The sequence below is a fragment of the Kitasatospora sp. NPDC023176 genome (genome assembly GCF_055560495.1).
This window is the reverse complement of the sequence record NZ_JBVHIP010000001.1, coordinates 372,649-386,754: the sequence shown is the minus strand read 5'-3', so window position 1 is coordinate 386,754 and position 14,106 is coordinate 372,649. Positions and strand designations below refer to the sequence as shown.

Below are 14,106 nucleotides of genomic sequence, written 5' to 3'. Positions count from 1 at the left end.
CGCCGGGGGCGTCCGGGGCCGTGGTGCACACTGGCAGGCATGTCCGTGAGCACCTCCCCCACCCGCTCGCGTCGCCGGTGGTTCCCCCTGCCGCGCCGGCTGGTCCGCAGCCTGGCCGGGCAGCTGTTCGTCGTCCAGGTGGTCATCGTCGCCGCCGTGGTCGCGGGCGGCGCGGTGCTCGCGTACCTGTTCACCGCCGAGCGCACCGAGGACGCGGCCCGCAACGAGGTCACCTCGATCGCCCACGCCGTCGCCGACTCGCCCGCGGTGCGCTCCGCCGTCGGCGGGCCCGACCCGACCGCGGTGCTCCAGCCGTACGTCGAGCAGGTGCGCCAGGACACCGGGGTCTCCTTCATCACCGTCATGGACACCGACGGGGTGCGCTGGACCCACCCGCTGCCCGAGCAGATCGGCAAGCGCTACCTCGGGCACATCGACTGGGCGCTGGCCGGCCAGACCCGCAGTGAGACGTACACCGGCACGCTCGGCCCGTCCGTGCGGGTGGTCACTCCGGTGCTGGACGACCAGCACCGGGTGGTCGCGCTGGTGAGCGTCGGGCTGACGCTGGAGTCGATCTCCGCCCAGCTGAGCGGGCCGCTGCTCGCCCTGGTCGGGGTCGCGGTGGCCGCCCTCGCGCTCGGCGGGGTGGGCACCTATCTGGCCAACTCCCGGCTTCGGCGGCACACCCACGGCATGGGGCCGGACGAACTCAGCCACCTCTACGAGTACCACCAGGCGACCCTGCGCTCGGTGCGGGAGGGGCTGATCCTGCTCGACCGCGCGCACCGGGTGGTGCTCTGCAACGACGCGGCCCGCGAACTGCTCGGGCTGGAAGGCGAGTTGGACGGGCTCCCGGTGGCGGAGCTGGGGCTGCCGGAGGCGCTGGTGACCGCGGTGCTCGGCGAGGAGCCGGTGCGGGACGAGGTGCACCTGACCGCCGAGCGGGTCGTGGTGCTCAACACCTCCACCATCGGCACCGGCCTCGGCCGGGTGGTGACCCTCCGCGACCACACCGAACTGCAGTCGCTGAGCGGTGAGTTGGACTCCGTACGCGGCTTCACCGAGGCGCTCGGAGCGCAGGCGCACGAGGCCGCCAACCGGCTGCACGCGGTGGTCTCGCTGATCGAACTCGGTCGCCACGAACAGGCGGTGGAGTTCGCCACCGCCGAACTCGCGCTCGCCCAGCAGCTCACCGACCGGGTGGTCGCGGCGGTCGGCGAGCCGGTGCTCGCCGCGCTGCTGCTCGGCAAGGCGGCCCAGGCGGCCGAGCGGGGCGTGGAGTTGACCCTCACCGAGGACAGCCGGATCGACGACGGAGTGCTCCCGCCCGGACTCTCCGCCCGGGACCTGATCACCGTCCTCGGCAACCTGATCGACAACGCGGTGGACGCCGCGATCTCAGGGGCCGCCCGGAGCCCGGACGCGCCGGAGGTCACCGTCACGGCCCGGATCGACACGGGTGGCGAGGCCGACGGCGCGGCTGCCTGCCTGCTGCTGCGGGTCGCCGACACCGGTGCGGGCATCGACCCGGCCGCCGTCGAGGACGTGTTCCGGCGCGGCTGGAGCACCAAGCAGGACGGCCGCGGGCACGGCCTCGGGCTGGCGCTGGTCGCCCAGGCCGCCCGGCGCAACGGCGGCACCGTCGAGGTCGGGCGCGACCGCGGCGCGGTGCTCACCGTACGGCTGCCGCTGGCCGGTGGCCGGGTCGTCGGCTCCGGCGAGCGCGAAGGGGTCCCGGCGTGACCGGCGTGACCGGCGGCGTCGGCGGAGCGGCGGGAGCGGGCGGCGGGATCTCCGTCCTGGTCGTGGAGGACGACCCGGTGGCCGCGGCCGCGCACACCCTGTACGTCGAGCGCGAGCCCGGCTTCCGTGCAGCCGGCACCGTGCACAGCTGCGCCGACGCGCTGCGCTTCCTGGAGCGGGCGCGCGCCGCCGGGACGCCCGTCGATCTCACCCTGCTCGACCTCTACCTGCCGGACGGCCACGGCCTCCAGCTCTGCCGCACCCTGCGCGCCGCCGGACACGGCACCGACGTCATCGCGGTCACCTCGGCCCGCGACCTCGCGATGGTGCGCCAGGCGGTCTCGGCGGGGGTCGTGCAGTACCTGCTGAAACCGTTCAGCGCGGCGGCCCTGCACGACCGGCTGGAGCGCTACGCCCGCTACCGCGACAGCCTCGGGCGCACCGGCGAGGCCATCGGCCAGGACGAGGTCGACCAGGCGTTCGCCCTGCTTCGCACGCCCGAGCGCAGCTCGCTGCCCAAGGGGCTGAGCGCGCCCACCCTGGACGCCGTGGCCTCGGTGCTGCGCGAGGCCGCGACCGGACTGTCGGCGGCCGCGGCCGGTGCCGCCGCCGGGGTGTCCCGGATCACCGCGCGGCGCTACCTCGAGCACCTGGTGGACACCGGGCGGGCGGTGCGCGAGCCGCAGTACGGGAGCGTCGGGCGGCCGGAACTCTGCTACCGGTGGAAGGGGCGGTGAGGCCCCGGGCCGGTCGAGGGTGGGCGGATCCGGTCAGGTGCGACTGATTCCAGCCGGATTCGGGTGGGTTGGGCCGGGGGCGTGACGGTCCGGCGCGTCGCTCGTTGGGCCGATCGGGGGCGGCGTACGCGATACCGGGGGAGGTTCACTCACTCGGGTGGTTCTCGGTGCCCCCGAGGCGTCCCGCCAGGTCAAGGGCGGTAAAGTTAGGCTTACCTAACTTCTTCTGGGGGTTCGCATTGTCGCTCGCCGCCGTACCCGCCCAGGCCGATTCCGGGGCCGCCGGGGCCCCGCCCTCCGGTGAGGCCATCCTGCGCCGCCAGCGCGTCCGCGAGTCCGCCGCCCGGACGTACGCCCGCTCCTTCCCCATCGTCCCGGTCCGGGCCCACGGCATGACCGTCGAGGGCGCCGACGGCCGCCGCTACCTGGACTGCCTCTCCGGCGCCGGAACGCTCGCCCTCGGACACAACCACCCCGTCGTGCTGCAGGCGATCCGCCGCACCCTCGACAGCGGCGCCCCACTGCACCTGCTCGACCTCGCCACCGCCGAGAAGGACGACTTCACCAGCGCGCTGTTCGAGAGCCTGCCCGCCGAGTTCGCCGCCCGCGCCCGGGTGCACTTCTGCGGACCGGCCGGGACGGACGCCGTCGAGGCCGCCCTCAAACTGATGCAGACCGCCACCGGGCGCCGCGGCGCACTCGCCTTCACCGGCGCGTACCACGGCATGACGGCCGGTGCCCTCGCGCTCACCGGCAGCGTCGCCGTCAAGGAACCGCTGCCCAGCGGCGGCGAGGTGGTCCGGCTGCCCTACCCGTACGGCTACCGCTGCCCGTTCGGGGTCGGCGGCGAGGCGGGCGCCGACCTCGGCGTGACCTACGTGGAACGGCTGCTGGACGACCCCTCGGGCGGGGTGGTACCGCCCGCCGCGATGATCCTGGAGGCCGTCCAGGGCGAGGGCGGGGTCGTCCCCGCGCCCGACGGCTGGCTGCGCGAGATGCGCCGGATCACCGCCGAACGCGGCATCCCGCTGATCGTCGACGAGGTGCAGACCGGCGTCGGACGCACCGGCGCGATGTGGGCCGTCGAGCACAGCGGCATCGTCCCGGACGCCATGGTGCTCTCCAAGGCCATCGGCGGCAGCCTGCCGCTCGCCGTGGTCGTCTACCGCGAGGACTACGACGGCTGGCGGCCCGGCGCCCACACCGGCACCTTCCGCGGCAACACCCTCGCCATGGCCGCCGGTGCCGCCACGCTGCGGTACGTCGCCGCGCACGGGCTGGCCGAGCGGGCGGCCGTGGCGGGCACCCGGATGACCGACCGGCTGCGGGAACTCGCCGCCGAACTGCCCGCCATCGGCGACGTGCGCGGGCGCGGACTGATGATCGGCGTCGAACTGGTCGACCCGACCGCCGAACCCGACGCCTGCGGCGCCCGGCCGGCCGATCCGGCGCTCGCCGTACGGGTCCGGGAGGCGTGCCTGGAGCGCGGGCTGATCGTCGAACTCGGCGGGCGGCACGACGCGGTGCTGCGGCTGCTGCCGCCGCTCACCATCACCGACGAGCAGGTCGCCGCCGTGCTGGAGCGGCTGGCGGAGGCGATCGCGGCGGCGTCGGCCGGGACCTCGGCCTCGGCCGGGACCTCCGCCTCGGCCGGGACCTCCGCGTCGGCCCGGACCTCGGCGGCCCCGGCCGCCCGGGGTGGCGCATGACCGGCGGCTCCGGGGCGATGCCCGAACTGTCCGGCGAGGGCGGCGCCCTGGACGCCCTCGCCGGCGGTGCGGGCGGACCGGGGGCACTCGGCCCGCTGCTGGCCACCGTCCTCGACGCCCTGGACACCGGCGCCGCGCTGCGCTCCGGGCCGCTGCCCGCCGGCAGCCCGGCCGAGATCGCCGCCCTGGTCGCGGACGGACTCGCCGCTGCCGACGGGCGCGGCGCGCTCGCCCGGCTCACCGAACTGCTCGCCTACGGCGCCGCCGACCCCGCCGACCCGGCCTGCGCCGCCCACCTGCACTGCCCGCCGCTCGCCGTCGCGGCCGCCGCCGACCTCGCGGTCAGCGCGCTCAATCCCTCCCAGGACTCCTGGGACCAGGCCCCCGTCGCCACGGTCCTGGAGACCGCGCTGCTGGCCGAACTCGCCGCCCTGGTCGGCTACGACCCGGCGCGCGCCGCCGGGGTGCTCACCTCCGGCGGCACCGAGTCCAACCTCATGGGGCTGATGCTGGCGCGGGACCAGAAGCTCGACGGCATCGTGGAGCTGGACGGCATCCCGGCCGGCGCCCGGCCGTGCATCCTCGCCTCCGAAGCCGCCCACTTCTCCGTGCAGCGCGCGGCCGCCCTGCTCGGACTCGGCGAACGGGCCGTCATCGCCGTCCCCGTCGACCGCCAACTCCGCATGCCGCCAGAGGAGTTGGAACGATCCCTGGCCGAAGCCAGCTGGGCCGGACACACCCCGATCGCCGTCGTCGCCACCGCCGGCACCACCGACACCGGCGCCATCGACCCGCTGGACGCCGCCGCCGACCTGGCCGGCCGCTACGGCGCCTGGCTGCACGTCGACGCCGCGTACGGCGGCGGCGCGCTGCTCTCCGACCGGCTCGCCCCCCTGCTCGACGGCATCGCCCGCGCCGACTCCGTCTCCCTCGACTGGCACAAGCTGGGCTGGCAGCCGGCGGCCGCCGGGGTGTTCCTGGTCCGGCGGGCGGAGACGTACGTGTCGCTGGCCCGGCGCGCCGAGTACCTCAACCCGGTCGACGACGAGCAGGCCGGCTACCCCAGCCTGCTCGGCCGCTCACTGCGCACCACCCGGCGGGCCGACGCCTTCAAGCTCGCCGTCACCCTGCGCACCCTCGGCCGCGAAGGGCTCGGCCGGCTCGTCGACGCCTGCCACGAACTGGCGCTCGCGGCCGCGGCCGCCGTCCGGGCCGAACCCTCGCTCGAACTGCACACCGAGCCGGTCCTCACCACACTGCTGTTCCGCTACCGGCCGCCCGGGCTGACCGACGAGGCCGCCGTGGACGAGCTGAACGGGCAGCTGCGCCGGCTCCTGCTACGCACCGGGCGCGCGGTGGTCGGGCGCACCGAACTGCCGGGGGACGGGCCGGGGCGGGTGCGGCTGAAGCTCACCCTGCTCAACCCGCACACGACGGCGGGGGAGGTCGGCGCGCTGCTGCGGGAGGTGGTCGGCGCGGGGCGCAAGGTCGCGGGGGAACGGGCGGGGTAGCGGCGCGGGGGGTTGGCCTCGGCGTCGGCCCGGCCCCGGTGTTGCTCCGGCCTCGGCGTGGCTCCGGTCCTGGTGTTGCTCCGGCCGCGGCGTGGGTCCGGGCGCGGCGTGGGCCGGCCCCGGTGCGGATCCGCACCGCGGCCGGCCCGGCCGGGTGTACGGCCGTCAGGCGTTCAGCAGGACGCCGCGGGTGAGCTCCCAGGTGTCCGGGTCGGCGGCGATCAGGAGGCCGTCCTCGCAGCCCGGGGCCTCCGGGCGGTAAGGGCTGCCGTCCATCCGGGCCGCGACGCCGCCGGCCTCGGTGAGCAGCAGCGAACCCGGGGCGTGGTCCCAGGGGAGGGTGCGCCAGTAGAAGATGAAGTCGACCCGGCCCTCGACGACCTCCGGGTACTCGATGCCGGCGGCGCTCCGGCCGGGGTCGATCTCGCCGAAGACCGAGCAGTTGGCCTCCATCCGGCGGCGGTCGGCCGGGGCGAGGAAGCGGCTCTTCAGGATGCCGGTCAGTTTCCCGGCGTCGGCGGGTGCCGGCGGGCGGGTGAGGCGTTCGCCGTCGCGCCAGGCACCGGCGCCGAGTTCGGCGCGGTAGTCGGTCGCGGCGACGGGCTGCCAGATCCACGAGGCGACGGTCAGGCCGCCGCGGACCAGGGAGCACATCACGGCGTAGTCGGGGCGGCCCGCGACGAAGTTGGAGGTGCCGTCCACCGGGTCGACCAGCCAGACGGCGGGCTCGTCGTGGATGGCCTGGGCGAGCGCCGGATCGGCGGCCACGGCCTCCTCGCCGACCACCGGGACGGGCAGCAGCTCGTGCAGGCGGCGGGCGATGATCGCCTCGGCCTCGCGGTCGGCGATCGTCACGATCTCGCCGGGCGCCTTCTCCATCACCTCGCCGGCGCTCAGCGCCCGGAAGCGCGGTTCCACCGCCTCGGCCGAAGCCTCGGCGAGTATCTCCGCCACCTTGTCCATCAGCACGTTCGCGCTCCCTTCGCCGGTTACCACTTTCGCACGAGTGCGCGGAGGGGGTGTCGGCGGACGGGTGGCGGGCGAACGGCCGGCGGGTGACGGGGAGTGGCTGGCGGCGGTCGGATGACGGCGAACAGATGACAGGTAACAGATGACAGGTAACAGATGACAGATGACAGATGACAGAGTTCGAAATCTGTCATCTGTCAGTCGTCATCTGTCGCTTGTCATCTGTTCGCCGTCTCCTGTGAACCGTTCGCCGTCAGCCGCCCAGGTAGTGGAATCCCGGGCGGGGGTGCATCAGGAACTCGTGGTGCGAGATGTTCCACCCGTACGCGCCCGCCATCGCGAACAGCACCCGGTCCGCGGCCCGCAGGCCGGCCGCGCCGTCCGCCGCCCGGGCCAGCACGTCCTTCGGGGTGCACAGCTGACCGGCCAGGGTGGCCCGGCCGGTGCTGACGGCGGGGCGCGGCCACGGGTGCGGCCAGGCGTCCACCGGGAGCACCGAGAAGGGCTGGGAGTGCCCGCGGGTGGCGGGGGTGCGCAGGTGGTGGGTGCCGCCGCGGACGACCGCGAAGTCCTCGCCGTGGCTGCGCTTCACGTCCAGCACCTCGGTCGCGTACCAGCCGCAGTAGGCGGTCAGGGCCCGTCCGGGCTCGATCCGCAGGGTCAGTCCGGGGTGGGCGTCCAGGAGCTTGGCCAGGCCCTCGCCGAACGCCGTCCAGTCGAAGCGCCGTGCCGGGTGGTCGTAGTCCACCGCCATCCCGCCGCCGATGTTGACCTCGCTGAGCGGGAGGCCGTGCCGCTCGGCGAGGTCGGCCGACCAGGTGACGATCCGCTCGGCGACCGACAGCTGCTCCGCCGCCGCCAGCCCGCTGGCCAGGTGGGCGTGCACCCCGCGCAGGCGCAGCCGGTGCCCGAGCGGTCCACCGTCGGTGAGCAGCCGGACGCACTCCTCGGCCCGGTCCGGGTCGAGGCCGAACGGGGTCGGTCGTCCGCCCATCGCCAGCGGTACCGCGTCCAGGGCGTCGGTGGCCACCGGCAGGTTGACCCGCAGCAGCACGTCCACGCTCGACCCGGGCCGCTGCGCCAGGACGGCGGCCAGCCGGTGCAGCTCCTGCTCGCTCTCGACGTGCCAGCGGTGCACCCCGGCGTCCACGGCGGCGGCGATCTCGGCCGGGGTCTTGCCCGGCCCGCCGAAGGCCAGCGGCGCGTCCGGCACGGCGGCCCGCACGTGCGCCAACTCCCCGCCGCTGGAGACCTCGTAGCCGTCGACGGCGGCACTCAGCGCGGTCAGCAGCGGCGCCGCCGGGTTGGCCTTGGCGGCGTAGTACAGCTCGACCCGGTCGGGCAGCGCGGCCCGGACGGCGGCGGCGTGCTCGCGCAGCGCGGCCAGGTCGTAGACGTAGGCGGGAAGTTGGTCGGGCGCGAGGGCGGCGACGTGGTGGTGGACGGTGCCGCTGGTCGGAGTACTGCTCATCGGGTGGCGCTCCCGGCGGGAAGGTGGGCGGTCATGCGGGCGGCCTCGGCGAGCACCGAGCCGGCCAGCGGGGAGGGCAGCCGGACATACCCGGCCTCGCGGTCGGCCTTGCGCTCCCAGCGGGTCAGCAGGTTGGCCTTGGCGGGCAGCGGGACGCCGGCCAGCAGCGCCCGCAGTCGGGGCGGGCGGCCGTGCGCGGCGGCGTACTCCTCCAGGACGTCCCGGACGGCCTGCCAGAGCGCGCCCTCCAGCTCGGGGTGGCGGTCGGCGAGGGCGGCGAGCAGTTCGGCGACGTGGTTGACCAGCAGGCAGTAGACCACCCGGTCCCAGCCGCGCTCGGCGTCGTACGTCATCGGGCCGGCCACCTCGGGCGGCAGGGCGGCCAGCAACTCGGCGTTCCGCTCGGGGACCAGCTTGGTGCCCTCCAGGTCGCGGAAGAGCACCTGCGCCGGCCGGCCGGCCGGGTCGACGCCGATCAGCACGTTCTGCAGGTGCGGCTCCAGCACCACGCCGTGGTCGAAGTAGGCGGCCAGTACCGGCGGGAGGAGCAGCCGCAGGTAGTCGCGCCACCAGGCGAGGGCCGAGGCGCCGTCCGAACTCCCGCCCAGCAGGCTGGAGATGTGCGCCGAGCTGGTCGGGTGCTCGTCGGCGACGGCGGCCGCGAGCAGCGGGGTGACGCCCGGGCGCAGCAGGCCGCTGAGGCCCTCGCGCAGGATCAGGCCGAAGCCCTCGTAGAGCGCCTGGTCGGGTCGGCCGTCGGCGCCCGGCAGGGCGAGGGTGCGGAAGGCGGGCTCGCGCAGCATGACCGCGTCCGGGAAGCGCCGGGCGAGGTCGGTGAGCACGGGGTCCAGCAGCCGGGTGAGTTCGACGGCGCCGGTGAGCTCGTAGGCGGCGTTCTTGCGAAGGCAGTTGGTGATGCGGACGTTGAGGCTGAACTTGAGGAAGGCGTCCGCGCCGTACAGGGTGCGCACCGAGGCGGTGGCGGCGAAGCGCTCGCCGCGCGGGCCGAGGTCGAGGATGTCGCCGCGGGCCATGGCGGCGCGCAACAGGGGATGGTCGCCGATGAGTTGGTACTGCCAGGGGTGGACGGGCAGCAGTCGGTAGCCGTCCGGCACCTCGCCGAGGCCGTCCAGTACGGCGCTCGCCGCCGCGTCCAGGGACTGTTCGGCGAGCAGCTCGGCGCGGACGGCGAAGTGGCGCAGCGGGAAGGCCGCGCGGGACTCGGGGGCGTAGTGGCGCCAGTCGCCGCGGGCGGCGGAGCGGGACTTGGGCGCCGGGTGGAAGCGGTGGCCGAACAGCAGGGCCTGCTCGGACTCCAGGTAGCGGTCCGCTCCGGCGGCCGGACGGTCGGCCAGGCCCGTGCCGACACCCCGGTGGCTGGACGCCACCTGGTCGAGGAACTCCTCGTTCACCGTGCCGGTGCGCAGCTCCAGCTCCGCCTGGGCGTACCCGGCGAGTTCGCGCCAGCCCAACTCGCGCCAGCCGTCCGGGGTTTCCTCGTACACCGGGCCGGTGAACCGGTGTGCGCCGAGCAGCGAGGTGCGGCGCAGGGCGACCCGAAGCAGGGTGCCGCGGCGGGGCAGGCGCAGCAGCAGCCGGCCGTCGTCGACGGCGGTCTGGTGCTCGGGGGCGGACACCTCGCGCAGCAGGCAGTTGAGCAGGGTGTGGGCCACCGCCTCGTCGGCGCCGGGCAGTTCAGAACCAGGCAGTTCGGAGCCGGGCAGTTCGGCGCCGTTCGGTTCGGCAGGGGCCGTGGTCGACGGACTGGCGGGGAGGGTGGTGGTGGGCCGGGCGGTCATCGGGGGCTCCTACGGGTCAGGAGGGCGAGCAGGGCGGCGGCCAGTGCGGCGACGGTGCCGGTGACGACCGGGGCGGCCGGTCCGCTGCTGCCGTTGGCGAGCGCGGCGGCGAGTCCGGCGGCGACGGCCCCGCACTTGGAGACGGTTTCGCGGGTGCCGAACATCCGGCCCGGCGCGCGGCCGCGGGCGGCGTCGGCGGCGAGGACGGCGAGGCAGACCAGGCCGAAGGTCATGCCGAGGCCGAGCACCGCCCTGGTGAGGGCGAAGGTGAGCAGGGAGTGGGCCGGGGCGTGGCCGGCCAGTCCGACGGCGACGAGGGCGAAGCCCAGCGCGAGCCCGCTGCGGGGGTGCGCCTCGACGGCGGAGTGCACCCGCCCGGCGCCGATCAGGTAGACCAGGTGCGGCAGCGCGAACAGGAGGCCCGCGACCGTGGCGTTGACGCCCGGCAGCCGCTGCTGGACCAGGGTGATCAGGTACGGGAAGGAGATGATGGTGGCGAAGACGAAGGCGAACTCGAAGGTGTAGAGCAGCTTGAGCGAGCCCCGCGGGTCGGCCGGGACGCTGTCGCCGCCCGCCCTTGCGACCGTCGGACGGATCGGCTCCGGAAGGGAGTTGAGCAGGACCGCGGCCGTGAGTGGCAGGACCGCCATCACCAGGTACTGCCGGTGCGGGGCGATCCACGGCGACAGCGTGCCCACCAGGATCGGCGCCGCGACCAGGGCGGCCCGGGCGCTGCCCTGCATCAGGGTCAGCGCCTTGGACAGCTGGGAGCCGTCCAGGGCCGCGGCGAGGTAGCCGTTGGTGGCGGAGAAGGTGCCGCCGAGGAAGCCCTGGAGCACCAGCGCGATGGTGAACGCGGGCAGGCTGTCGGCGGCTCCAGCGAGCAGGAAGGAGACGGCGAGGCCGAGTTGGGCGCGCAGCAGCAGCCGCTTCTGGCCGAAGCGGTCGGCCAGCCGGCCCCACAGCGGCGCGCCGAGGGCGGTGAAGACGGTCGGCACGATGTAGAGCAGCCCGGCCCAGTGCCCGCTGTGGTCACCGAGACTGGGGAGGATCTCGGTGAGGTAGGGCGGCAGGCCGAGGGCGGCGAAGGAGGCGACGAAGTAGCAGGCCGCCACCGCGTGCACCTGGCGCCGGTCCAGTCCGACGGCGCCGGCCGGTCGCGGCAGCGGCTCGACGGTCCTCACGAACGGTCCTTCGGTAGCAGGTAGTTGGGGCCGTCGGTGTAGTGCTTGTTGATGTCGTCGGCGCCGCTGCGCTCCTTGCTGAGCAGGCTGCCGGCGCTCACCATGGCCTTGACCGGCAGCCGTTGGGCGTCCAGCAGGGCGGCGCGCAGCGGCTGTCCGGCCGGGCCGAGGCGGTCGACCGCCTCGGTGAGGACGGCGCGCAGCAGCTCCAGGCTCCGTTCCAGCGGCACCCGGCCGTGTTCGGCCAGGCCGAAGGCGAGCGAGGCCGTGCACAAGTGGCCGGTGATCGTGGTGAACAGGTCGGTGAGCGCGCGGTCCTGCTCGCCGAGGATCCGCGGGTCGCGGAACTCGGCCACCAGTGCGGCCAGTTCGCCGATCGGTGAGGCGGCCGTCCGGGTGGTGTTGATCCGGGGGCCGTCGTTGTCCTTGTAGAGCAGCCGCAGGCCGGAGTCATCGAGGACCAGCGAGGTGTTCTGCTGGTGCGACTCCAGGGCGATGCCGTGCCCGAACAGGGTGGTCTGCCAGTCGACCAGCAGCCGCAGCAGGTCCTCGTACAGCGCGAGGACGCAACCGTGGTGGAAACGGTCGGCCAGCTGGTCGATCACCAGCCGCCCGTCCGGCGCCCCGGCGAGCAGGGCGGCCAGCGGGACGGTGACCGCCCCGTCCAGGCCGTCCGGATAGCGGCGCAGCAGGACGGCGAGCAACTCGTCGTCGGCGTGGGCGAAGTGCTGCTCGTCGGCGTGCAGCACCCGGCCGGCGAAGCGCGGTTCCCGCGCGGCGACCGCCTCCACCAGCCGCTGTCCTACCGCGCCGTTGACCAGGGTGACCGGCTTGATGGTGCGCCGGTTGCGCAGGCCCAGGGTCGCGGTGGCGAGCGGCAGTTTGAGGTGGCAGGAAGGGTCCCGGACGACGGCGACGGTGCGCATGGACAGCGTCGGCAGCACGTCGAGGTAGGGCTCGGGGCAGAGCACCGCGCCGGGCGCGATCCGCCCGAAGTCCTCGGCCGCGGTGAGCGGATGGATCGGGACGGTCCGGAACTCGCCGGGCACGCCCAGCTGTTCGGCACTCGGCCACCAGGAGGGCAGCGGCCCGTCGCCGTGCACGGTCAGCCGGCCGGCCGGTACGGCGAGCCAGCGCAGCTCGAAGGTGGGGTGGAACTCCGGTGCATAGGAGCACAGTTGCGGTTCGGTGAGGCCGGAGCGGCCGCGCGCGGTGGGGTAGACCGGGTGGTCCAGGAAGGCGGCGAGCGCCTCGAAGCCGAGCGCGCCACGCGGGCCGGTCCAGCGGGACACGTCCGCGCCGTACCGCCCGGCGAGCCGGGCCTGCACCTCGGGCCGGACCCGGTCGTGGAGTTCCATGGTGGCGAGGGTCTGCCGGCACTCCTCGGCGAAGGCCAGGTGGCCGGGGCGGTCCTGTGGGTCGGCGCGGTCCGCGAGCCGGGCGAGGACGGCGGCCAGGTCGGTGAGCCGGGTGCCGTCCACCTCCAGTACCGGCAGTCGGGCCGCGTGGTCGCCCTGGAAGCCGTCGGGGGCGACCGGCAGGGCCAGCGTGCCGTCGGTCAGCCAGGGCCCGTCGGGCCGCTGCTCCAGGACGCCGTTGGTGCGGAGACCGAGCACGTCCTCGCGCAGCAGGGCGGACAGGACGCGCAGGGTGAGCTGCTCGGCGGGGGCCGGGGGCTCGGCGGTCAGTGCCGTGTCGGCCGCGGTCATGGGGTGATCTCCCAGCGGTTGGCGGCGATGAACTCCGCCACGGCGGTGTCCACCGCGGCCTGGTCCGGGCCGACCGCCCAGACGATGCCCAGGTAGTCGCGGTTGGTGCGGTAGAGCTCGTGCCGGGCGCCGAGTTCGCGCACCGGCAGGTAGGAGAGGGTGACGCCGTCGGCCCGTCGCTCGAAGTGCGGTTCGGGGGCGGCGGTGAGGGTGCCGGCCCGCTCCGCGCAGACGCGCTCGTGGCGGGCCCGCCGGTCGGTGCGGGCGCCGAGGTCGGCGGGCAGCCGGTCGCCGAGGTGGGCGCGCAGGACCAGCTCGAAGTAGGGGATCCCGAGGATCTCGGCGAGCATCAGGTCGCACTGGTCGCCGATGGCGCGGTAGTTGACCTCGATGATGCGGGCGCGGCCGTCCGGCTGGAGGACGAACTCGGTGTGGCAGGCGCCGAGTCCGACGCCGAGGGCGTCGAGCTGGGCGAGGACCTGGTCGACCACCGGCCGGGGGTGCGCCGGGGTGAAGGTCAGCACCTCCTCGATGAAGTCCGGCGGCGGGGAGAGCCGGGTGCGGAAGCCGCCGAGGACGTGCCTGGTCCGGCCGTCGCCGAGGGTCTCCAGGGTGCACAGCTCGCCGGCCAGGAACTCCTCGACCACCAGCGTGGCGCCGGGGCGGCGGTGCTGGATCTCCTTGACCCGCTGGGCGAGTTCGGCGGCGTCGGCGACCAGCGTGACGTCCTCGCTGGCGACGCCCTCGCGGGGCTTGACGATGCACGGGAACGGCGGGTTGAGGCCGGCCGGGTCCTGCCCGGGGGCCAGCTCGGCGGAGCGGACCAGGTCCAGCCCGGACTCGGCCAGGTGGCGGCGCAGTTCGCCCTTGTTCTTCGCCCGCAGGGCGGCCTTCCAGTCCTTGCCGGCCAGGCCGAAGTAGTCGGCGACCAGGGCGGTCTGGGTCTGCAGGTGGTCGCTGTTGCTGAACACCGCGTCGGGGGTGTGGTGCTGCGATATCAGCCCGATCACCTCGCGGAAGTCCTGGACGTCGCACTCCACCACCTCGCATGCCAACCCGGCTCTGGCGTAGGCGCGTTGGTGGTCCTCGACGTGGTCGGTGAGCACCGTGACGTCGAGCCCGAGCCGGGCGGCGGCGGGCAGGAAGCCGCGGGTGACCGAGTCGGTGGTGTTGAGGGCGAGCAGGTAGAGCCGCATGGGAGTGTCCTGGGGGCGTGGTGACGGACGAGGGACGCCGAACGGGAGATGGTGAACGAAGGACGGTGAACGAAGGAC

Annotated in this window: 10 protein-coding genes; 4 read left to right on the top strand and 6 right to left on the bottom strand. The window is 74.9% G+C overall.

From position 1 onward, the window contains the following. The first annotated feature begins 39 nt into the window (after positions 1 to 39). The 4 genes from ACZ3YL_RS02030 to ACZ3YL_RS02015 all read left to right on the top strand — a co-directional run bounded on the left by ACZ3YL_RS02030 (position 40) and on the right by ACZ3YL_RS02015 (position 5,700). On the top strand, positions 40 to 1,743 hold the full coding sequence (locus tag ACZ3YL_RS02030; RefSeq protein WP_188309257.1) for an ATP-binding protein: 1,704 nt from the start codon (positions 40 to 42) through the stop codon (positions 1,741 to 1,743). Further along, a complete protein-coding gene (locus ACZ3YL_RS02025; RefSeq protein ID WP_465654738.1) occupies positions 1,740 to 2,480 on the top strand; it encodes a response regulator in 741 nt (246 codons plus the stop codon). The genes ACZ3YL_RS02030 and ACZ3YL_RS02025 overlap by 4 nt, the downstream gene beginning before the upstream one ends. Positions 2,481 to 2,719: 239 nt before the next feature. Further along, complete coding sequence (locus ACZ3YL_RS02020; protein ID WP_465654736.1) at positions 2,720 to 4,189, top strand: diaminobutyrate--2-oxoglutarate transaminase; 1,470 nt, start codon at positions 2,720 to 2,722, stop codon at positions 4,187 to 4,189. Further along, a complete protein-coding gene (locus tag ACZ3YL_RS02015) occupies positions 4,186 to 5,700 on the top strand; it encodes a pyridoxal phosphate-dependent decarboxylase family protein (protein ID WP_465654734.1) in 1,515 nt (504 codons plus the stop codon). The genes ACZ3YL_RS02020 and ACZ3YL_RS02015 overlap by 4 nt, the downstream gene beginning before the upstream one ends. Before the next feature lie 165 nt (positions 5,701 to 5,865). Here the strand turns inward: ACZ3YL_RS02015 and ACZ3YL_RS02010 are convergent, their stop codons facing one another. From ACZ3YL_RS02010 to ACZ3YL_RS01985, 6 genes are all read right to left on the bottom strand, one after another. Further along, entirely contained in the window at positions 5,866 to 6,663 is a 798-nt protein-coding gene (locus ACZ3YL_RS02010) for an inositol monophosphatase family protein (protein ID WP_465655242.1), read from the bottom strand. A gap of 259 nt (positions 6,664 to 6,922) precedes the next feature. Then, positions 6,923 to 8,140, bottom strand: coding sequence for a type III PLP-dependent enzyme (locus tag ACZ3YL_RS02005; protein ID WP_188304405.1), 1,218 nt, complete (start codon positions 8,138 to 8,140; stop codon positions 6,923 to 6,925). Next, positions 8,137 to 9,939, bottom strand: a complete 1,803-nt coding sequence (locus ACZ3YL_RS02000) for an IucA/IucC family protein (RefSeq protein WP_188304406.1) — start codon at positions 9,937 to 9,939, stop codon at positions 8,137 to 8,139. The genes ACZ3YL_RS02005 and ACZ3YL_RS02000 overlap by 4 nt, the downstream gene beginning before the upstream one ends. After that, positions 9,936 to 11,123: an MFS transporter gene (locus ACZ3YL_RS01995; protein WP_465654731.1), complete on the bottom strand. Its 1,188-nt coding sequence runs from the start codon at positions 11,121 to 11,123 to the stop codon at positions 9,936 to 9,938. The genes ACZ3YL_RS02000 and ACZ3YL_RS01995 overlap by 4 nt, the downstream gene beginning before the upstream one ends. Then, entirely contained in the window at positions 11,120 to 12,832 is a 1,713-nt protein-coding gene (locus tag ACZ3YL_RS01990; protein ID WP_465654729.1) for an IucA/IucC family protein, read from the bottom strand. The genes ACZ3YL_RS01995 and ACZ3YL_RS01990 overlap by 4 nt, the downstream gene beginning before the upstream one ends. Further along, positions 12,829 to 14,028 (bottom strand): ATP-grasp domain-containing protein, encoded by a 1,200-nt coding sequence (locus ACZ3YL_RS01985; RefSeq protein ID WP_465654727.1) that lies wholly within the window; start codon positions 14,026 to 14,028, stop codon positions 12,829 to 12,831. The genes ACZ3YL_RS01990 and ACZ3YL_RS01985 overlap by 4 nt, the downstream gene beginning before the upstream one ends. Positions 14,029 to 14,106: the final 78 nt, after the last annotated feature.

What these genes read in the sequence shown, in the direction of transcription:
- ACZ3YL_RS02030 (WP_188309257.1), top strand. Translation starts at nt 40, where the DNA reads ATGTCCGTGAGCACCTCCCCCACCCGCTCGCGTCGCCGGTGGTTCCCC.
- ACZ3YL_RS02015 (WP_465654734.1), top strand. Translation starts at nt 4,186, where the DNA reads ATGACCGGCGGCTCCGGGGCGATGCCCGAACTGTCCGGCGAGGGCGGC.
- ACZ3YL_RS02010 (WP_465655242.1), bottom strand. Translation starts at nt 6,663, where the DNA reads ATGGACAAGGTGGCGGAGATACTCGCCGAGGCTTCGGCCGAGGCGGTG.
- ACZ3YL_RS02005 (WP_188304405.1), bottom strand. Translation starts at nt 8,140, where the DNA reads ATGAGCAGTACTCCGACCAGCGGCACCGTCCACCACCACGTCGCCGCC.
- ACZ3YL_RS02000 (WP_188304406.1), bottom strand. Translation starts at nt 9,939, where the DNA reads ATGACCGCCCGGCCCACCACCACCCTCCCCGCCAGTCCGTCGACCACG.
- ACZ3YL_RS01990 (WP_465654729.1), bottom strand. Translation starts at nt 12,832, where the DNA reads ATGACCGCGGCCGACACGGCACTGACCGCCGAGCCCCCGGCCCCCGCC.
- ACZ3YL_RS01985 (WP_465654727.1), bottom strand. Translation starts at nt 14,028, where the DNA reads ATGCGGCTCTACCTGCTCGCCCTCAACACCACCGACTCGGTCACCCGC.